The organism is Microbulbifer sp. ABE4_465 (genome assembly GCF_056160765.1).
The window spans coordinates 775,558-797,173 of record NZ_JBSWXV010000002.1 but is presented as its reverse complement, the minus strand read 5'-3'; the positions used below and the strand labels follow the sequence as shown (position 1 = coordinate 797,173).

At 55.4% G+C, this 21,616-nt stretch carries 10 protein-coding genes and 1 tRNA gene; 6 read left to right on the top strand and 5 right to left on the bottom strand.

What is annotated here, in order from left to right:
* Window positions 1–7: 7 nt before the first annotated feature.
* The 3 genes from ACXAG1_RS06855 to galU form a co-directional block, all read right to left on the bottom strand.
* A complete protein-coding gene (locus ACXAG1_RS06855) occupies window positions 8–9,880 on the bottom strand; it encodes an FG-GAP-like repeat-containing protein (protein WP_475119311.1) in 9,873 nt (3,290 codons plus the stop codon).
* An 83-nt stretch (window positions 9,881–9,963) separates the two neighbouring features.
* The gene (locus tag ACXAG1_RS06850; RefSeq protein ID WP_475092116.1) at window positions 9,964–10,326 is read right to left on the bottom strand and encodes a hypothetical protein; all 363 of its coding nucleotides are present in this window, start codon (window positions 10,324–10,326) and stop codon (window positions 9,964–9,966) included.
* Window positions 10,327–10,822: 496 nt separating this feature from the next.
* On the bottom strand, window positions 10,823–11,734 hold the full coding sequence (gene galU, locus ACXAG1_RS06845) for a UTP--glucose-1-phosphate uridylyltransferase GalU (protein ID WP_475092115.1): 912 nt from the start codon (window positions 11,732–11,734) through the stop codon (window positions 10,823–10,825).
* Between the two features lie 647 nt (window positions 11,735–12,381).
* Between galU and ACXAG1_RS06840 the strand changes: the two genes are divergently transcribed.
* The 4 genes from ACXAG1_RS06840 to ACXAG1_RS06825 all read left to right on the top strand — a co-directional run bounded on the left by ACXAG1_RS06840 (window position 12,382) and on the right by ACXAG1_RS06825 (window position 16,127).
* Window positions 12,382–13,002, top strand: coding sequence for a transglutaminase-like cysteine peptidase (locus ACXAG1_RS06840; protein WP_475092114.1), 621 nt, complete (start codon window positions 12,382–12,384; stop codon window positions 13,000–13,002).
* A gap of 30 nt (window positions 13,003–13,032) precedes the next feature.
* Window positions 13,033–13,836, top strand: a complete 804-nt coding sequence (locus tag ACXAG1_RS06835) for a LapD/MoxY N-terminal periplasmic domain-containing protein (protein ID WP_475092113.1) — start codon at window positions 13,033–13,035, stop codon at window positions 13,834–13,836.
* 189 nt (window positions 13,837–14,025) lie between these two features.
* On the top strand, window positions 14,026–14,547 hold the full coding sequence (locus ACXAG1_RS06830) for a hypothetical protein (protein WP_406828081.1): 522 nt from the start codon (window positions 14,026–14,028) through the stop codon (window positions 14,545–14,547).
* A 137-nt stretch (window positions 14,548–14,684) separates the two neighbouring features.
* Complete coding sequence (locus ACXAG1_RS06825; RefSeq protein ID WP_475119310.1) at window positions 14,685–16,127, top strand: O-antigen ligase family protein; 1,443 nt, start codon at window positions 14,685–14,687, stop codon at window positions 16,125–16,127.
* Between the two features lie 138 nt (window positions 16,128–16,265).
* On the opposite strand, the gene ACXAG1_RS06820 is transcribed toward ACXAG1_RS06825, so the two are convergent.
* Window positions 16,266–16,341 (bottom strand) — tRNA-Ala (locus ACXAG1_RS06820).
* A 260-nt stretch (window positions 16,342–16,601) separates the two neighbouring features.
* The gene (gene gltX, locus ACXAG1_RS06815; protein WP_475092111.1) at window positions 16,602–18,077 is read right to left on the bottom strand and encodes a glutamate--tRNA ligase; all 1,476 of its coding nucleotides are present in this window, start codon (window positions 18,075–18,077) and stop codon (window positions 16,602–16,604) included.
* A 326-nt stretch (window positions 18,078–18,403) separates the two neighbouring features.
* Here gltX and ACXAG1_RS06810 point away from each other — a divergent pair, with 326 nt between their 5' ends.
* Window positions 18,404–18,976: a hypothetical protein gene (locus tag ACXAG1_RS06810; protein ID WP_475092110.1), complete on the top strand. Its 573-nt coding sequence runs from the start codon at window positions 18,404–18,406 to the stop codon at window positions 18,974–18,976.
* A 45-nt stretch (window positions 18,977–19,021) separates the two neighbouring features.
* On the top strand, window positions 19,022–21,541 hold the full coding sequence (locus ACXAG1_RS06805; protein WP_475119309.1) for a TcfC E-set like domain-containing protein: 2,520 nt from the start codon (window positions 19,022–19,024) through the stop codon (window positions 21,539–21,541).
* The last annotated feature ends 75 nt before the right edge of the window (window positions 21,542–21,616 follow it).

Here is a 21,616-nt window from a genome sequence, read left to right as displayed (position 1 = left end):
TCTCTTTTTACATTGCTTGCCAGCCACTGGCGTATTGTTTGATCCAAGGCGAACTGGACACTGAAGTCCCGTCCATCTCCCAGATCATAGTCCACATATTCTGTGGGTTCTGCCAAAGAATGTCCGCCTTGCCGTCGCCATTGAAATCAACAACTTTGACTATTTCCCAGTCAGCGGCGTACTGCTTGACCCAGGGCGAAGCCACTACATTAGTACCGTCCATTTCCCAGATCATGGTATTTCGGGAGTCGGTATGCTGCCACAGAATATCGGACTTTCCGTCGCCATTAAAATCGGCAACAGCAGCCACATCCCAGCCCATAGCGAACTGCTTGACCCACGGAGAGCTGGTTACGGTACTACCGTCCATCTCCCAGATCATGGTCATCTGTAGCGTACTATTTTTCCACAGAATGTCGGCATTTTCATCACCATTAAAGTCAGCTACTGCTGCAATTTCCCAACCGGAAGAGTATTGCTTGACCCAACGAGACTGGCTTACAAACGTACCATCCATTTCCCAAATCATGGTCTGCTGTTGCGCTGGGCTCTGCCACAGTATGTCGGCCTTCCTATCACCGTTGAAGTCAGCTACCGCGGCGATCTCCCATCCAGCAGCGAAAGACTTCACCCATGGAGAGGCGGTCACTGAAGTGCCATCCATCTGCCAAATCATCGTCATCCTCAGGGAGTCATTCTTCCATAGGATATCGGCCTTGCCGTCAGCATTGAAATCCTCGACCGAGGCAATATCCCAATCACTACCGTAGGACTTAACCCACTGGGCGTTGGTGACCGTAGTGCCGTCCATTTCCCAGATCATTGTCCACATGCTGGAAGGGTTGCGCCACAGAATGTCCGTTTTGCGATCCCCATTAAAGTCGGCCTTAGCAACAACTTCCCAACCGTTGGCGAACTGTTTTACCCAAGGTGAGCTGGTAACACTGGTGCCATCCATCTCCCAGATCATGGTCCAGAGGTTGGCGCTATTCAGCCAGAAAATATCGGACTTGCCATCGCCATCGAAGTCATCTCGGACCGCAGTCTGGCCACTACCAGGTACGGAACCCGCATCCCAAGGATCCGTACCAGCCTCAAACTCTTCCAGATTGGTCGCGCCATCGCCATCAGCGTCAGCCGCGGCGTCGTCCACATTTGGGTCGAGGTTGTTGGCTACTTCATACGCATCACCCATACCATCACCGTCGGTGTCACCCTCCAGAGGATTGGTAGCCGCTTCAAACTCTTCGAGGTTGCTGAGGCCATCTCCGTCCAGGTCGATGCCGCTGTCGTCACTGTTCAGGTCCAGGCCGTAGGCAATCTCGAAGGTATCTGCCATGCCGTCACCGTCGGTATCGTAGAAACCGAAGTCGGTGAAACGCACTGAGGCGGTTAGCGGGTCGGCAACGTTATCCAGCACCATACCGATCAGCTGCTCGGAATACCCGTTGCCAATATAGGTGGCGGTGAGCATTTCAGTATTGGCATCCAGGTGGAACTGGGTATACGCCATTGCCCCTTCTTCGCCCTGCTCCAGGTCGACGCTACCGTCGGAATTCACACGGTAACGACACTGACTTGGGTAGGACGCGGTTGCGGACTGCCAGGGGTTTTGCCCGGCATCGGCGCCGATAAAGCCCCAGAAGGCGTGGCCCTGGAACTTCTCGATCCGCTGCAGGGTACAGGCGTTGTAGCCTTCGCCGTCGGTAGGACCGTTGCCATCGAAGTCGATAATGGAGCGTGCAATTCGGGCACCGGTAGAGCGGTAGTCAACACCGTTGCCCCAGTCGAGGAAGCTCAGGTTGCCGGCCATAAACACGGTGCCATTCAGTGCGCTGTTGTCAGCGTAGGTCGCTGCGTCACCTTTTTTGATGAGCATTACCATACCAACGCCTGCACCCCAGTCTTCATCATCCATGTAGATGCTGACCATGCGCTGCTTTGCGGCATCGACTTTGAACTCAACAACGCTGTTTTCGTCGTCGCCACCGAGCTTCAGGTCAACGAGGACACGGCCCTGGATTGGGTCCACTGTGTAACTGCAGCTTTCCAGGTTGTCCTGGCCAGATTCTTCATCAACACCTTCTGGTGCCAAATTCTGGCCGTCGAAGGGCGCCCAGGCATCGTGATATTCAAATGCGGTTACCGCTTCACAGGTGCCATCGCCATTGAACCGCCAGTCTGCGTTCCCTACGTAGTGGCCTTCGGTAAGGCTGCCGTCGCGCTCGAACTCACGGCCCCAGTTACTGAGGTGCCACACGCCGTTGATATCGGCCAGGGTGAGCGTATCCGGTTTCTTCACGCGGAAGGTGGTCCAGGTGTAGCGGGTTTGCTCACCGGCTTCGACCAGTTCCGAGTTGATGATCAGGCTGCGGTCGCTGGTGGCCATACCTTCTGAGCCATCGCTACGGCTCCAGAAATTGCCGTCGAAGTTGATCTGGGAAACACAGTCTTCCCCTGCCGGGCAACCGCTGGTGCCGTAGAACGTGGATACGAACGGATCATTGGTGCCGGTGACATCAATAAAGCGCTCTGCCACATCGAATTTACCCTGGGTATCGGCGCGCATGGTTTGTGTGCCATTTGCGTCGATAAACAGCGGGCTATTGCCGAAGGCGGCAAAGCTACGGTAGTTCCAATCCTGGCCGCTGCCTTGGTCGGCCCAGCTTACGCCAGCCCCCCAGACGATGTCGGATTCGATCCCCATGGTGTAGTAGAGGTCACCCGCCGGGAAGTCACTGATTTCATTGAAATCGGTACCCGCCATCACTTCTTCGAAGTTGGTGTAACCGTCACCGTCGGCGTCGACCAGTGCGTCTGCCGGATCCAGCGGGTTGAGGCCGGCATTCACTTCGAAGCCGTCGTCGATACCGTCATCATCAGAGTCTGAAGAAGAAGGTGATGTGCCCTGAGCAAACTCGGCGGTGTTGTCGAGGCCGTCGCCGTCGTTATCACCAAAGGCGTCACCACTGTCGTTGGGGTTCAGACCATGAGCGGCTTCCCAGGCGTCGGGCAGCCCATCATTGTCCGCATCGAAGATACGATCGAACTGGGATACGTATCCCTGCCAGTCACACAATTCGCCGGTGCCGCAGTAGTTAAAGGCCTGGCGGATGGTGACGTAGTGACGGTCGGTGTAACCGTTTTCGTCCTGATCTTCGGTGTCGTTGATGATGAATTGACGTTCGCGGGCCTTGTAACAACTCCACTCGCCGTAGCAATTCTGGTCGTCGTAGTAGTTTCCGTATTCATCCTGGAAGTATTCGATGATTACGGCATTGCCATCGATGTACCAGGTGAACGGGACGTAGCCGGTAAAGCCGTCGCTGTTATCCCAGGCACCCTGGCTACCGACACCTCCGGCAGTAAACTGCAGGCCGAAGCTGTTGTTACCTTCATAGGCACTTTCTGGTGTATCGACGAAAGTACCCAGTACATCGGCTTCGCTCAGTTCACTGACGTTTTCCTGTTGCCACATGGAGTCATTGGCAGCTGCACGACCGTATACACCAGACGTGGATTCGTATTCCTGCAGCACAATGGTCTTAACGCCTTTGCCGAAGGTTTCCACGAAGTAGACGGTCGTTTTGGCATCGCTGTTGATATCGAATAGCTGCAGGCTGCCATCGGCATCCTGGTTCCAGTCTACGCTGACATCGCCGCTACCACTGACTTCCGGATCGATGAATACCACACCGGTCTGGTCGCCGTTCAGCTCGACCGCGGTCGGGGTGAACAGGTTGGACGGAGTGATATTGTCATGTTCGGAAATCGCAATTTCGGTCGCGAAAGTGCCGGCCGCGATTAATGGAACATCACTAGCGACACTGCCGGCACCAATCATTTGCGCTTCATACACGTCGACGAAGGGTTCATCGGCCAACATGCCGCTGACATAACGGTTGTAGCCAATCGCAACCACTTTCCAGGTCGGGTAATCGCCCGCGTCGTCTTGCAGATAGATGTACAACTGCTCGACATAGCGCTCGATTTCATCCGACTGGCCGATGGCATCGACCCACCACCAGTCTCGGTTTACGTAGTTGCCATCGGTTGTCGCTGAGATCGCGTTGCCGGAGTGCTCCCAGGTGAAGTGGGCACTGCCATTCCAGAGGGCGATCCGTCCATTGTCGTCAAAGCCTGCGCCATCGCCTTCGAGGTCGATGACATAACCACCGGAGCCATTAAAGAAGGCGCCTTCGTTGGTCAGAAGGAAGCGACCGGCACCGGGGTTGCTCAGGCTCAGTGGCATGGAGCCATCTGCGTTCATGTCAGAACCAACCACTGCTTCGTGCAGGTTGCTGAAACCGTCGCCATCGTTATCGCCGAAGGCGTCGTTGGCGTCTTGCGGATTCAGGCCGTTGTCGATTTCGAACTGGTCGGTGAGGCCGTCGTTGTCGTCGTCCAGGTCTTCGTCATCGATGATGCCATCGTTATCGAAGTCCCCGGGCGGTACGACTTTCTGGAAGATGCTGACATAGCCATTCCAGTAGTCGTTATCGAAGGTACCGTCATAATCCCAATCGAAGATCTGGTGGTTGGTGAAATAGATTTCCTCACCAGAAATATCGTTGATGGTGAACTGGCGTTCCCGCCAGAACACACAGTTGACCCCGGTATTGCCACAGGTGGACTCGTTGTAGATCTGCCAGTTGTCTGTGTCCATCCAGGCACGTGCAAAGATGGTTTGCCCCTGCAGGTACCAGCCGTAAGACCAACCTGCCCGGTTCCACTGACTGCCATCCCAGGAAAGGTGGTATGCCTGGCCGTCGTCGGCAAACTCGAGGCCAAAGCCGGGTTCACCAGACATGTCATCTCGACCATCCGAAACATATTGCCCAACGACGTCTTGCTCGGTCAGACCGAGGTCCACGTGATCATGGAACAGGACGCTGGTGGCGAACCGCTGACCGTCAAAGTTGTAAACAGCCAACGCATTGCGCGTATCACCAATACTGTCGATAAAACGATATTGCGTGGTATTACCGTTGCCGTAGGCCACAGTGAGGACACCGCTGCCGTTATAGTTCCAGTTAAGATCGCTGCGCTGGTTCAGCGCGTCACTGCTGGTTCCCGGGTTGTCATTCAGCGCGAGAATCGTCGGGCCAACGTTTAGCACCGGATCTTCATTGCCGACGGTATCGTAAACAATGGTCGCGTACTCGCCCTCGCCTATTCCTGCATTGAAGAGGTCGCTACTGCCAACGACGTTGTGATCCCACTCCTGTGTGTAACCCGCGTCCGCGAGCTCGCCGTTCGGGTAGTGGTGGCGGCCAACAATCACCTGTTTCCAGGTAGTGTTGCCATCGCCCTGGTCGAATTCGAAGTAGTAGACCTTGTCATAAAGAACCTGCTGCAGCACGTCCTGTTGCGCGAGTGCATTCCAGGATGTTTCTTCAGACGCGACGTAGCTGCCCAGGTCGATTTCCAGATAGGTTCCGGTGTAGTTCCAGGTGCCGGCGATATCGTGCTGCTGCGTGCTCAAACGGCTCGATGTGTCGGGTTCCAGATTCAGCAGCGCGCCATAGTTTGAGCCCTGGAAGCCGCCGTAGTTGGCAAACATGAATTCGCCGGTACCGGGGTCTGCCAGAGGTGCGGGGGTGCTGCCGTCATAATGCGGGTCTGTGCCAACCTTCACTTCGTGCAGGTCCAGATAGCCATCGCCATCCTGGTCTGCATTGAGGTTAGAGGTTAGCGGATCGAGACCACTGTTCCATTCTTCGCCGTCGGAGATACCGTCGGCATCCGTATCGGACACATTGATATTTGTGCCGATTGCGTATTCGGTCCAGTTGTCAGCGCCATCGCCATCACGGTCTTCGGAGGCATCGTTACCGTTGTAGGGGTCCAGGCCATTGGCGATTTCCCACTCATCCGGAATGCCGTCGCCATCACTGTCTTGCACACCACGCACAAACTGGCCGACATAGCCCTGCCAGTCGCAAACCTGCTCGCCGCAGTAATTTGCAAAACCCTGGCGAATGGTGATGTAGAAACGGTCGAGTTCGCCATCACCGGAAGTATCTTCCGCATCGTTAAAGATGACATGTCGCTGACGATGCTCGTAACACTCAGCGGCCCCCTGGCAGTCTGACTCGCCGTAGGAGTTCCAGTTTTCATCGCGGTAATAGCGTGCGATGACGGTGTTGCCGTTAATCTCCCAGCCAAATGGTGCCGACTGGTACCACTGCCCTTCCGACAAGAATTCCTGGTGCCCCAACCCGTCTTCATTGAATACCAAGGCAAAGGTCGACATACCGGAAGGATCGCCTTCCGGTGCGTTCTCCAGGCGACCAACAACATCCGCCGTATCCAGAGAGGTAATTGTGACCTCTTCCCACATGGACTGTTCGGCTGCCGCCGAACCTGAAAGGCCAGGTGCGGCGCTGTCGAACTCGTGCACGACGACAGTCTTGATACCCTTACCAAAGGCTTCGACAAAATAGTTGGTGATACGAGCACTATCACCCAGGTAATCGAGTACCAGTGTGCCGTCGCCTTCTGTCGACCAGGTTACGGGCTGGTTGCCGCTGCCCCCGACTTCGGACGGGATCACAACATGGCCAGAAGCATCACCATTCAACACAACTTCTGTGGGATGGGTAACCCAGGTGGGGTCCAGCAAGTAATCGGTACCGAGACCAACACGTGTGGTAAAGATGCCAGAAGTGATTGCAGGTGCAGCGGTAGAGCCGGTTCCAATTACCTGATATTCATAAATGTAAGTGAACGCATCAGGATCAATCGCTTCATCCGGGTAGACTTTGCGACCGGACATTACGATTTTCCATATAGGCGAAGCACCGCCTTGGATCTCAAAAATTGAGAGGCTGTCTACCCATTCCTCAACTTTGGTGCCGTAGCCCAGCTCCTGCACAAACCAGTCATCGCGGTTTACATAAGAGCCATTGTTTGCACCGGTAATCGCGTTGCCATCGTAGTTCCAGATGAAGTGCGCACTGCCATTGTGCTTGGCAAATCGACCTTCATCATCACCGCCGACGCCATCGCCAGCCAGGTCAAGAACGTATGCGTTGGCAGCAAAGTTACCGAATTCACCCAGCAGGTAACGGCCTTCGCCGGGGTTGTTCATTGCGTTCGGGACGGAGTACTCGTCGCCGCGATCGGTGCCCGCCATGATTTCGTGCAGGTTGGTGAAGCCGTCGTTGTCGTCGTCTTCTCCAGCGTCACCTGCGTATTCAGGGTCGAGGCCATTTTGAAGTTCGAATTCGTCAGTCAGGCCATCGCCATCGGTATCGATAGTCGGGTCGATATAGGTAACGGTCGTCGTTACCCGGGTGTTAAAGCCCATGGCAGCCAAGGCGGGTGCGCGGACATCGAAGTAGCCATTGGGGTGATCGATTTCAGCCCAAACATCCCACTCACCAGGCTGTACCCAGTCGGGCACGTGCAAGTAGCCCTCGGTAGCGGAGCCGTCCAGCCATGCATAATGCGCTTCGGTGTCTTCGGGTGCGAGATGAATAGATACCTGGCTGCTGTAGACGTTTTCCTGATCTGCAGTACTGAATGTAACCATTGCATCGACGCTGCCATTGGTGAGGTCGATGGTGCTCGGGTCTATCGTCAGCTCGGTGATCTCGGGGCGGCCCCAGTCGGCGTTATACCAGCCGTTCGGACTAATCAGACCCAGGTCACTGTCCGGTATGGCGTTACCCCAGATATCAACATCCCAAACGTGCTCCTGCCCGATGAGGGGGGATATATCGGTGACTGCGTTGTGCGCCATGTAAATGCTGTGAAGACTCGGCAGACCGGAAATATCCGGAATCGCGGTTATTGCGTTTTCACCAGCATCAAACCACTCCAGTGAAGGCATCGATGAAATAGCACTGATGTCTGTCAGATGATTGCGGTTCAGATTGAGTTCGCGCAGCGGCAGACCAGCCAGCGGACTGATATCGGTAATGTTCGCATTGGTGAGGTGCAGGCTCTGCATTCTCGACAGCTGGCCGATCGGCGAGAGGTCGGAATAGGAACTGCGATTCGGGTCGTGCTGGTCGCCAGTGGTGGAAAGGTCCAGGTAATCCAGCATGAACAGTTGTTCGATACCTGACAGATCGTCGATCAGTTCGTGACACCAGAAACCTGTGAACTCGTGAACATAGGAAATACCGCTGTCGCTCGCTACACCCTGAACACAAGTGGTTAAATCCGAATCAGCGAAATTCAGGCTGTAGATATCAATCGGACCCGGGTTTCCGTTGGCCACATTAAATTCAATCGGAAAGCCCTGTGCTTGCAGCTGCCAGCCATCAATATGCAAGTGGTTGTTGGCATAGTCATCTGCAGCAATGTAGTTAATCAACCACTTGCCAGCCGCGTCAGCGGAGTGGAAGAAGAATGTCGCCTGAGTCTGACCAGCACTGAAGTTGACGAACTTGCTATCAGACTCCCAGTTTTCATGATGAATCTCGATCCAGCCGCTCTGGACACCGGAGCCATTGCCATCTTCGAGTACGAGGTCGACAGTTACGGCAACGTAGCCGTTTGGCGCCGCATCCAAATCGATGTTGGTTTCCGAGAAGCTCAGCTGGTCAACGTATGGCGCTTCCAGATCTCCGGGGCCAGTGCCGTCGACGGTTAATACCGTGTCGCTGAAACCCATCACTTCCAGCTGCGGTTTTGTCACTTCCCAGCAATCACCGCCATCAATACACACGTTGCCGTACAGCGCCCAGTCACCACGCTCTGCGTAGGTGCTGATCCATGCACTACCATCGGGGCTGCCGTTCCAGCTGTCGCAATAGCCGGCGCCTGCGCCACTTGGGCTTCTCAGGTCCAGGCAAGATTCCCATATTGGTGAACCGTCCAGCGCACTGCCGGAAACGGTGAAAAAGATTTCGTGGTCGCCGTCATCGGCATTGATATAGCCGGTTGGAGAGAAAGAGGCTTGATCGAACCGTACGGGAAGTACTGAGCCGCTGTAGCTCGGTACCGCGGCAATCAGCGCATTCTCTTCAGCGCTCCCTGGAGTGAACAGGTTCCACTCGATGTTGAGCATTTGCAGCGTGGTAATCTGAGCAAGTTGCGCAAGGTCGTCGTCTTCAAGCCCATTTTGCGCTAGCGACAACTCAGTCAGTGCAGGAAACGCTGCACCGAGATCGCTAAAACCGGCACCGACTGCGTCCGGCAGGTCCTTGACCCAGGAACTATCGGCGTTTATGTGATTGAGGTTGGGCATCCCCATCAGCGGGCTCAGATCCGCTACCCGAGAGCCCCACATGCTGATCCATTCCAGGGAAAAGCCCGTCAGAGGTGAAATATCCGAAACCGGGTTTCCGCCTACATCCAGGCCATGAAGACCAGACGCGGCACTCAGAGCACTGATATCGGTAACCTGGTTATCCCAAATGCTCAACCATTCAAGACTCGGGAAAAACGCGTAGCCTGAAAGCGCAGCGAAATCGTCATCCCCAATATTTGAGACACTGAGTCCCAGGCCACGGAGGTTATTCAGCCCGGACAAAACGGAGACATCGAAGTCTTCAACGCCCGCCAGATCAAGATCAACCAAGGCTGTGAGCGCACCGAGTGCCGAATAGTTGTGCAATGAGTTCCAATGCAGCGAAACCCTGGTTAACGCGGTGAGCTGCTCGATGCCGCTCAGGTCCTGGATATCCGGTTCGGAGCAATCTAACCACTGGAATTCACTAATTTGCGTCCAACCTTCACTGGCCGCCACCTGGTCAATACAAGACTCGAGGCTGGCGTCGGCGAATTCGAGATCGGTGATTTCGGTTGCCTGAGCCGCGGTACTAAAGAGTGAAGCGGTAATGGCGAAAGGAAGAAGCAGCTGCTTTAAAGTGTCCATGGTGTTCTTTTTGTTCATTTTTTCAGATTTTGGGTACTGCTGATCCATGACAGGGCTCCTCGTGATTTCCCGTCTACGAGTCAATACCAGCCAACTCGGTGCGTTATTTGTTTCCGGCGTGAAAGACCGAATTATTGAATGGTTTGCGCGGAACCCTGCTGCCGGCGCTGTACTGCTTCGCGGCTGAGCTGTTCGCTACGTGAAAGAGATTCACGCTTCTGGGTAGACATGCGTGCGAGAGAGTTTTGCTTGCGCAATTGAGCGTTGCGACGCTCCATATACTCTTCGCGACTGGGCCTGGCATTCGGCCCGGAAGTAGAACTGCTGTGCATTTCAAGCTCAGCAATTTTCTTTTGGAGGGTAACCAGTTGCGCCTGCGCGTCTGAGGCTTCACTGGAGATTTTTCGGTGCTGGATCGCGCCGTAAATATTTGTCGCCACGGATACAACCAATGCGACGGTAACCACTAGCAGTACTTTTTTTGTGCTATTCACCCCAACCCCCAACTTTGTCTCAAGCCGATGCTTTGTCAATTCGCAGCGCCTGAGACTCTTTTTTCATTTCGATTTAATTCTAGAAATTACGACCCCAACCGCTCCCCAAGACCTCCCCAACAGGGCCAGGAGAGCAAAAGCTCGCGAATCCTACCATGTGACACACATCACACGCCATCCGCAAGTGCATCACAAGTAATACGTGTCTCTACCCACAGAAAACTCCACACGACGAACAAAAGTCACAATATCACCTATTGTTCGACCGAAATCAGAGAACTGGCCGCGTATTGCAGACATGTCATTTCTACCACCAACTCAAACACCCCATAAATAGCCCCGAGGGGCTAAATTGAGCGCTGTTTTTCAATTAACAAAAGCGCTCGCGCTCGAAATCGTCAATGGACTGCACACAGGCGGGTCTGCTTTTTGCGATCGCTGGATCCCGGCTGGCGCCGGGATGAAGAGCTGGGGAAGTGAAATACTAGCGACGTCTCTAGGCGGGTTCGGTGGTTTTGGCTTTCTGGGAGCCAAGGAACTCTTTCAGGCTGCTGCCGATTTCGGCGTGGTGCAGGCCGTATTCGAACTGGGCTTTCATGTAGCCGAGCTTGTTGCCGCAGTCGTGGCTGTGGCCAACGATGCGGTAGGCTTCAACGGATTGCTGTTTGAGCAGTTCGTCGATGGCATCGGTAAGCTGAATTTCGCCGCCGGCACCGGGAGCGGTGTTTTCCAGCAGGTTCCAGATTTGGGCGGGCAGCACATAACGCCCCACTACGGCCATATTGGATGGCGCGGCGTCGACTTCCGGTTTTTCTACCATGCCGTCAATTTTGGCGGTGCCGCCGGTTTGCAGATCTGCACCCAGGCAGTCCACCACGCCGTATTTACTCACTTCTTCCCACTCGACGCGCTCGACCATGATCTGGCTGGCACTGTTCGCTTCAAAGTTTTTCACCATATCGGCAAGATTGCTGGCGGTAAGGTCGGAAGCGTACTGATCAATCAGTACGTCGGGCAGCAGTACCGCGAAGGGGTTGTCGCCGACCACCGGGCGCGCACAGCTGATGGCGTGGCCCAGGCCTTTGGCTTCGGCCTGGCGCACAGAAATTACGGTGACATCTTTCGGAACGATGGAGCGGACTTCATCCAGCAACTGGCGCTTGAGGCGATTTTCCAGTTGGGCTTCCAGCTCAAAGGAGGTATCGAAGTGGTTTTCGATGGCGTTTTTACTGGCGTGGGTAACCAGTACGATTTCTTTGATTCCTGCGGCGACGGCTTCGTTGACCACATACTGGATCAGCGGTTTGTCGACGATGGGCAGCATTTCCTTGGGGATCGCTTTGGTTGCCGGGAGCATACGCGTCCCCAGGCCGGCCACGGGGATAACGGCTTTTTTCACTTGCTGCATGGTTTATTTCCTTAACGTCTAAATACTTTTTCTCGCAAATGCGGAATGCTGCTTCACTCCCTGAAAGCTTCGGGGTGCCACCGATATCCCACCTGCCAATGTGAAAGGCGTCACACTTTAGCACTTAATTATGACAGTTCAAGATTAAGTGCGAGCGCCTAGCCAGTGGGTGCCGGAGACCGATAATCCACTGCTATCTCGAAGACGCGTGAAGCTTTCTCTATCTCTCTTCCTTTCTTTGGCAATTTGCATACCAACTGGCACTTTCGCCTATTTATTCATCTTAAGGCGCGGTATTGCGGTTAGAAAATAGCCTCAAAGGGCTATCTGAAACACTGCGGGAATAGCTCTGCCTGCTGCAGCCCGCGCCTCCGTTGCGTGAGCACGAATTTGTATCAATTTGTCGCGGCGCCTGTGGCAACGTGAATTTGAGCCAGAACCGAAGGGTTCGCGCCAGCGGTGCCAGACTGTATTGAGGTTGATCGAATTTTGATCGCAACGATACAGGTCTGCTGATGTTTGGTAGTAGCAGCTTTTGTTTCTGGAGCCGTCGGGCAACCCATCAACATAAGGCGCACACAGGTGGTGGCAGGTGCTATCGCGCGCTGGTCAATTGCGCGTTACTTGGGTTGTTTGCGGCCGGCTGTATGATCACCGCGAGCGCCTTTACCCCCGGCCAGGCGCCCAAATTGTCCCGGCCTCTTTTAGAAGAGGTACATGCGGAATACGGTGCCCTTGCCCACGGGCGCCTGGTGCGCTGGCAGCAGCTGATCACAGAGCAATCCCGGGCGCTGGAGTGGCACCGCCTGTTGCGTATTAACCATTTCCTGAACCGGGTGCCGTATGCGGAAGATCTGGCCCACTGGGGGCAGGAGGACTTCTGGGCAACGCCGGTTCAGTTTCTGGCGTCCAACGGCGGCGATTGCGAGGACTACGCCATCGCCAAGCTGTTCAGCCTGACGAGTGCCGGTATTTCACCGGAAAAAATCCGTCTTACTTATGTGGTGGCGGCGCAGGCCGGGCAGCCTCATATGGTACTGCTGTACTCCGCCAACCCGGGAGAGCACCCACTGGTGCTGGATAATATGACCGGTGATGTTCTCCCCGCGCGGGAGCGTACCGACCTGGAACCGGTGTACAGTTTTAACGCACAGGGACTGTGGCTGAACGCCTCTTTGGCGACCGCCACGAAAGTGCGCAATCAGCCGGGTTCGGCACTGTGGACCGAGCTGCTGGCGCGCATGAAACATGAAGGCGTATTCGATTAGTCCGGTATTGCCCGAGACAAGGAGATTCGAGTGAGCTATCCCCGAGCCCGAGCGGACCGTCGCTACGGTTTTAACCCATGGCATACCAGTATCCTGCTGGTACGGCAGGCGCTGCTGTGGTTACTGGGGCTCTGCGCGGCGATCGCCATTGGCCTGTTCATCGCCCGCGAGCAGTCGCAACAATTACTGGCACATCAGGCCCGCGATAGCGCGGCGTTGCTGGCCGCGCAGTTAGGTAGCGCTTTGCGCGAGCGCGCGTCTCCCGAGCTTTACATTCAAACCCTGCTGCAGGGTGTGACCCATAGTGGTGCTTATTCAAAGGTGACCTTTTCACCGGCACGGGAATTCCACGCCGATTCGGCAGATCCCTCTTCGACGGTCACAAGCACGCAACAAACTCGTGCTTCGATGGCTCCGGCTTCTGTTTCAATCCCGGATTACTTTGCCGGTGTGCCGGACTGGTTTGCGGCACTTGTGCGGATACAGCCGCCAATTGCCACCCTTGACGTGACAAGTGGCTGGGAAATTGCAGGACAGGTTGCAGTCAGCCGGCACCCGGGGCCTGCACTGCAATTACTCTGGCGCCTGGCGGTTGGCCTGTGCGGCGCGGGAGTTGCGCTGATGGCGATGGTGCTTTGGCTGTCTCATAAAACACTGATGCAATACAGACGTGAAGTTGACGCGCTACTGACATCCGCCGAACGGGAACAGGAAGAGTTTCAGGCACTTTCCCGCAAGCTGAATTTGCACCTGGCCGGGAATATATTTTCCGAGGAAACGGAAGAAGATATTGCCGGCGAGAAGCGCCCGCATAAAAAACATACGGAAGCCTGATCGCATACCAGGGATGCACTAGCTATTAATAGCTAATAATTTTCTGTTTTGCGTACCAGTTACCACTGGACAATAATTTTTTTCGACTTTATCTGTGGCATAGCCTTCCCATTTACTGTATGGGCGCTACAATCGGCCGCAGATTGAATGGAATCCACTGTAAAACAATGTTCTTTATTAGGGGGACGCATGAAAAAGTCAGCACTGGGGATCGCACTGGGTGCGAGCTTGCTGAGCGCTGTAGCCATGGCCGATGTTGCACAATACATCGAAGCTGGATACAGCATGGATCAGGTTATTGCTCTGGCACAAAGTGAAGGCCTGAGCACCGAGGAAGCCCTGGAGCAGGCGCTGGCAGCAGCCCCTGAAAAAGCGGCAGAAATCGCAACTGCCGCCATCAAGGCTGGCGCCAACGCGGAAGCGGTGGTTGCCGCCGCCGTTGCCGCAAACCCGGCCTCTGCCGAAGCGGTTGTAACCGCAGCCGTGGCTGCCGGTGCTAACCCGCAGTCTATTGCCGCCACTGCAATTGCTGCCGGTGCCGACGCTTCCGTGGTCTCTCAGGCAACTGCAGCGGCAGCGCCTCCGGCTGGCAGCTCCTCCCTGGCGAGCAGCACTTCTACCCCAACCACTCCGATTCCTCCGGCACCTCCGGTGATCAGTGGCGCCGGCGCTGGTGGCGGCGGTGGTGGCACCGCAGCTTCCCCGAACTAATTGCAAGGCGTGCACCGTACGTGCAAATCACGCAAACAGAAAAGGCCCGCAAGGGCCTTTTTTGATTTCAAAACCTGAAACGCTTTGGTTTGGGAACAGCTTCCCTGGCTTCAACAGATAAATAGAACGATTTAACAATGTCTGCGATTGGTCACGCGCCTTTCCCCGAACTTTCACAACCGGCACCTGCCCTCTCTGGCAGTGCGCGCCTGGAAATCGGGCTGTTCTACGGGCTGCTTGCCCTGCTGTTCTGGCTGCCTATTCCCCTGGGCTCTCACCGCCCCTGGGCCTGGTCGCTGATGGAGGTGTGGGTATTTGCCCTGACCGCGGGCTGGCTACTGCTGAACCTGTTCCGCCCGGGCCTCCAGGCACTCCGCCCTTACTGGCCGTTACTGGTGATCTTCGGCCTGTTTCAGGTTTGGGTTTTTATTCAGCAGCTGCCACTTCCCATTGGCCTGCTGGAAACACTTGCCCCCACAATTGCCGAGGCACACCTGCGCGCGGCCCCGGGACTCTCGACAGCCACACTGTCTCTCGACCCGAACCAGACACATGTCGCGCTGATAAAAGGCCTGAGTTACTGGTGCATGTTGCTGTTGCTACTTGCCCTGGTAACCAGCGCCAAACGGCTGCGCCTGCTGGCGATGGTTGTGGTACTGGCGGGCACTTTCCAGGCATTTTATGGCGTGCTGCTGGCACTCTCCGGTGCGGAAACCACTTGGATTCTCGGTTTCAAAAACTCCGGTATTGCCACCGGCGGCTTCCGCTATAAAAACCATTTCGGCAATTTTCTGGTGATGTGTCTTTGTCTGGGTATCGGCCTGCTGATTGCGAGCCTGAGCGGTAACAGTGGCGGCAAACTGAAGGACCGCCTGAAGCGCGCCATCAATATGTTGCTGGGCGGAAAGGCGGTTTTGCGTATCTGCCTTGCGATGATGGTAATCGGCCTGGTGATGTCCCACTCGCGCATGGCCAACACGGCATTTTTTGCCAGCCTTTCCATTGTGGGTGCACTGGGCCTGCTGCTGATCCGCAACCGCAGTAAAAGCCTGACCATTCTGCTGGCCAGCCTGATGGTGATTGACCTGATGATTGTGGGCAGCTGGTTTGGGATGGATCGCCTGCGCCAGGAAATCGAAGAAACGACATTCACCAAAGAAACCCGCGATGAAGTGAATCAGTACGGGCTGTCACTGATCGAGCAACACCCGCTCAGTGGCACCGGGGGCGGCAGCTTTTATTCGTCGTTCCCCAGTGTGAAGGGACCGGGCATCAATACCTTTTACGATCTCGCCCACAATGATTACCTGCAGTTCAGCATCGAGTTCGGACTGCCCGCGACTCTGTTGCTGGGGGCGGCGGTGCTGTGGAGTTTGTTTCACGCCTTTACCGCACTGCGCACCCGGCGGGACAGCCTGATGCAGGGCCTGGCATTCGCTACCCTGATGGCAATTGTGGCGGAGCTGATCATGTTGACCACGGATTTTCATCTTCAGGCACCGGCGACGGCGGTGTACTTTCTGATGATGCTGGGGCTGGCGTGGAAGGCGCGATTTATGCAGAGTGAGCGACGGCGATAGCCAGCACGGCCCGCCTCCGTCATCCCGGGCTTGACCCGGGATCCAGCACTCCGAAACTCTGGATTCCGGCCTACGCCGGAATGACGGAACGCCAAATACAAAAAGGCCGCATCCTTCCGGATGCGGCCTTTTTGTATTTGGTGGAGCCTAGCGGGATCGAACCGCTGACCTCAACACTGCCAGTGTTGCGCTCTCCCAGCTGAGCTAAGGCCCCAAATTGGGTGGCTTTCAGATGACGTTTCCGTCGAAAGCGGGGCGCATTTTAACAATGCGCGGGCCACTGTCAACAAGAAAAATAACTTTTTAATCAATTAGTTAGGAACCGGGCCGTCACTGACGTTCTGGGTCACCCCGGCGCAAGCCGGGGTCCAGATTCCGTGGCGCTGGATCCCGGGTCGAGCCCGGGATGACGCATTATGCCGCCCGGAATGACGCAGTGAGCCGCCCGGGATGACGCACGGAATACGGTGGGGCTTAACCCAGTGCAGCGTATTCCTTCTCCCAGCGCTTCAGCACCTTCTTACCGGCGCCGCCCAGCACGTCAATTGCCTGGCGCAGGCGGGCGCGGCTGAGGTCTGGTCCCAGGAGATCCATCGCATCCATAACCGAAAATGACGCGGTAGTTCCACTGATGGCGACAAACAGCGGCGCGTTGAAGTCCTTCAGCTTTACGTCCATCTGGGTAGACAGCTCTTTCACCGTGGCAAAGATGTTGTCTTTGCTCCAGCTGCGCAGGGCCTCCAGGCGCCAAAGGGCGAACTGCAGCAGTTTCTTCTGCTCGTCCAGCTCCATCTTATTGCTGGCGAAGCTCTCTTCGGTCAGCGGCAGTTTGCCGGAGGCAAGGAAGCCGACCAGAGGGGCGAAATCGCCGAAGGTTTCCATGCGGCCTTTGGCGTGCGGCAGAACCTTGAGCAGATTTTCGCGATTGAGCAGCCACTGCTGTAGACGATCTGCCAGCTGCGCGTCTTCCAGCTCGCGAATCCACAGGCCATTCAGCCAGCTCAGTTTCTCCACATCAAACACCGGGCCGCCGAGGGACACACGCTGGATATCGAAGTGCTTGAGCATTTCGTCCAGGGTGAACTTCTCGCTCTCGTCCGGCATGGACCAGCCCATGCGACCGAGATAGTTCAGCAGAGCTTCCGGCATAAAACCGGCGCGCTGGTAATACAGGATAGAGGTGGGGTTCTTGCGCTTGGACAACTTGGTTTTGTCCGGGTTGCGCAGCAGCGGCAGGTGGCAGAGCACCGGCATTTCCCAGCCGAAGTATTCGTACAGCAGCTTGTGCTTGGGAGCGGAGTTGATCCACTCCTCACCGCGCAGTACGTGGGTGATCTCCATCAGGTGGTCGTCCACCACGTTGGCCAGATGGTAGGTGGGCATGCCGTCAGACTTTAGCAGTACCTGAGCGTCCACCTGGGCCCAGTCGATCTCGATGGTGCCGCGCAGCAGGTCTTCCACCACACAGGTACCGGACTCTGGCACGTTCATACGCACAACATAGGGCTCGCCGGCGGCTTTGCGCTTTTCCACCTCTTCCGCCGGCAGCGCCAGATCGCTGGGCTTCAGCGTCGCTTTGCCTGACTCCTGCAACTGTGCGCGCAACTGATCCAGTTCTTCCGCGGTGCGATAACAATGGAAGGCATGTCCCTTGGCGACCAGCTCGTCACAGTACTTCTTGTAGATATCGCCGCGCTCGCTCTGGCGATAGGGACCGTGAGGCCCCCCCACATCCGGGCCTTCCTGCCAATCAAGCCCCAGCCAGCGCAGGCTGTCGAGAATGGCCTGTTCCGACTCCGGGGTACTGCGCGCCTGATCGGTATCCTCAATACGCAGCACAAACTGGCCACCCTGGGCCTGGGCAAAGCACTGGTTGAACAGCGCGATATAGGCGGTACCTACGTGGGGATCGCCGGTGGGGGAAGGAGCAATACGGGTTCTTACGGTCATTGTTAACCTGATGTTGGACTAGTGACTAATTACTTATAAAGGAAGAAAGACTTTTGAGGCGCGGCATTATATCGCCGAGGTTTGCATGCGCACAGGGGAACAAACGCGGCCCGTCGAGCTGCCCAATCGCCCTGTATCGGCATACGAACGCCCAAAAAACATCACCCCAACAAAAAATCCGTGACTGACGTCACAGAACAGGTATTATTGCCACGTAGTCGACGAAATTGGGGGAAAAACCGCCAATTTGATGCAGTAGACGCCAGGGGCAGGCTAATAAATGACCACCCCAGAACAACAAACACTTTCAGGTATTTAGGGATTAAATGATGAAGAATGTAGCCCGCTCCCTCGGTGCAGCTCTTTTCACCTTGGCCGCAATGTCGGCGGTTGCCGTTACCCAAGACGGAGATGTGGATGAAACCGCCTCTACCGGAACGGTCGACATCACGTTGAATATTACCTCGGCAATTGTTGTTGCCAACCTGGACAGTATTCCGATGACTGCAGACGGCACCACCCCCGCCAATACTGCCCTGGAAGGCCGCGATGCCTTCTGTGTTGGCGGCTTTGGTTTTGCCAATAGTGCCTACGCAATCGAATTTGAAAGTGCAACGGCAACCGCGAACTCCGCCACTGGCTTTCTGCTCGACGGTAGCAGTCACGACCTGACGTATAACGTCGCGTTCACCTCTGATATCGCCCCGACCGCAGCAGGCTCCGCTGTGGATAACTCTACCGGTCAAATGGCTGGCACTTTCGACTTGAGCGACGGTGTTGAGTGTGCAGTTGCCGATAACAATGCGCAGGTTATTGTGTCGGTTCCAGCCAGCCAGTGGGAATCTGCTCTGGACTCCTCTTACACGGATGTTCTCACGATTACCGTAACTGGCCAGTAAGACAAGACAATGTGCCGGTAATCGCCGGCACATCTCATTCCCGAAATGAATAGCGCGGTAGCTCGGATTTTGTGTGCGCTGGTGTTCGCCGCCCATTGCAAATTCGCATTGGGTGCAGCAGCCGCCGCGTTCACTCTCGAAACTTCAGCCCCTGCGGGATTTGGAGATCTCACCGAGCCGGAAAGTCTGGTAGCCGATGTTTATTTCGGCGGCCGACCTGTTGGCACCGCCCAGGTCAAGGTAGATCTGCAGTCGGTTCAGTTTTCAAACCCCCATGCCGTTCTTGAACTACTACCGGAATCACTGCAGCCGGACGCCGTACTCTCCGCGCTAAGCGCGCCTCAGCCACGCAATTCACACCGCACGTGCCGCCTTGAAAATCAGCGCGATTGCGGGTTTTTAGTTCCGGAAATTGTCGGCCTTATTTACGATGAGCGCCGCTTTCGTGTGGACATATTCATCGCGCCAGAATACCTCCCAAAACAGGCCGCGATTGACTCACCTTACCTCCCGGAAGCGACCAGCAAGTTCTCATTTATACAGAATTTAACCGGTACCTGGTCCGGCGTGGACACCAACCAAGGAACCGCGACACAAAGCGCCTCGCTGTTTGGTGCCTCAATTCTGAGCTTTGGGGAAAGCGCGCTGCACAGTCATTGGTCTGCTACTGATGAAGGTGATCCACTTATTCACGAACTCCACTGGAGCCGCGACTACCAGGGCAAGGCATATTCCATCGGGTTACTGCAGCCCGAAAGCTATTTCAGCAGTTTTATCCCATCGCCTTTCATCTACGGCGTTGAATACCGTAGCTCAAACAATAGCCGAACAGACAATTACTACCGAGAGGGCACACCTCTGGAAGTAAACATGCCCACTCGCGGACGAGTGGAAATTCACCGCGATAACCGGTTGATTTTCAGCACCCTGATTGAAGCAGGTAACCAGCTCCTTGATACTAGCAATCTGCCGGGTGGGGCCTACGAGATAGAGGTCCTCACATTTGATGAGAGTGGTCGCCCGCTAAACCGATTCACTCAGTTCTTTGCCAAAGATGGGTTGCTCCCCCCGTCCGGGGAGTGGAACTGGGAACTCCTCGCCGGTAAGCCTGCACGAGAAGCCGATAACAGAACCCTACCTTCGCAAACCGATAGCTACTACCTGAAAGGGAGTCTCGCCCGGAGAATCTCTGACAGCGCAGGCATTTTTACAACCGCGGCGACTACCGAAAAAGAGCAGGTACTGGAAGTTGGATCGCGATGGGTTCAGGAAAACTTTGAGCTATCCCCGAGCCTTATTTACAGCAGTGAAGGTAGCCATGGGTATCGCCTGTCGGCGCTGCTGCACACCCCATATATTGACATAGGTGCGAGTGAGACCCGCATCAGCGGCGAGCCAGATTCTAGTGCTGACACAGCCGGTTTCAGTATTTTAAGCCGCAGTTCATTCAATCGAAATTTATCGGCTAGCAGCTCCGTGTTCGGCGGGAGAGCCTCCATTCGGTATAGCGAAAGCGACCGACTTCAACAATTCGAAACACCGGGAATTATTCTGGACGGTGAGTTTGGTGGAACTGAGAAACTGACCACCTTCGAGTTTCAGCGCGGGCTGTTACGTTCTCGATATTGGTACGGTGACTTCCGACTTTCTCATAGCGTCGCAGAAGGAAGTGAACAGCTGACCGCGATTAATTTTCAGTTTCGCTACAGAGGCAACCGATGGAGTAGCGGTGGCACATTCCGGTACGATCGGGACCAATCAGGAAACGGCTTCGCCCGCGCCGGAGTCAGCAGCAACTGGAATGACAGAGACCTGTGGGCCCATGATGTTTCACAGCAATTTTCTGCCGAAACCTCGGAAGATGATTATTACCTGGGCAGCCAGACACGCTTGGCAGGCAGGCGGGGCTATCTCACGTCCACATTAAGCCATCGCAATAATAGTCGTGTATCCGGCTCGCGAACGACCAATTATCTTGGAAGCTTTAGTACTTCCTTGATGACAACTGGAGATACTTTTTCCTGGGGTGGGGAGCGAACGCTCAACAGCGCGGTCATCGTCGATATTGAAGGTTCCGAGGATCAGGATTTCGAAATTCTGATCGACGGCACCCGCCGAGGCTATGCCCGGGGGGGCAGCCAATCAGTAATCAGCCTGCCCTCGTTTCGTACCTATGAACTGTCTTTACGTCCCCTGGCCGATGGTTTCCATGATTACCGGGATTCCCGTGATACCATCACGCTATACCCCGGTAATGTCGCCACCACCGATTATGAAGTTCAGACGATAATCGTCGTACTCGGCAGGCTGGTTCATGGTGATCGGCCTCTGCGCAACACGAAGATTTCCATCGGGGAGTTCTCTGCGGTTACTGACGATTACGGCGTATTCCAGATTGAAATACATGGAAAACCCGAAGCTTTACGAGTACCGCCCGTACAATGGGGGGATTGCAAGGTCGAGATCCCAGAACAGTCTGGAGCCGATGACTGGATAAACATTGGCATCGTGGACTTGGCCCAAGCAAAGTGCCCAGCCAAGGGAGGAGTCTATGCCGCCAATTAAACCTGGTAACCCGCCCCGCTGTCGTTTTTTGATACTGATCCTGTCATTGGCAGGGGCCATTACCAGTAACCAGGC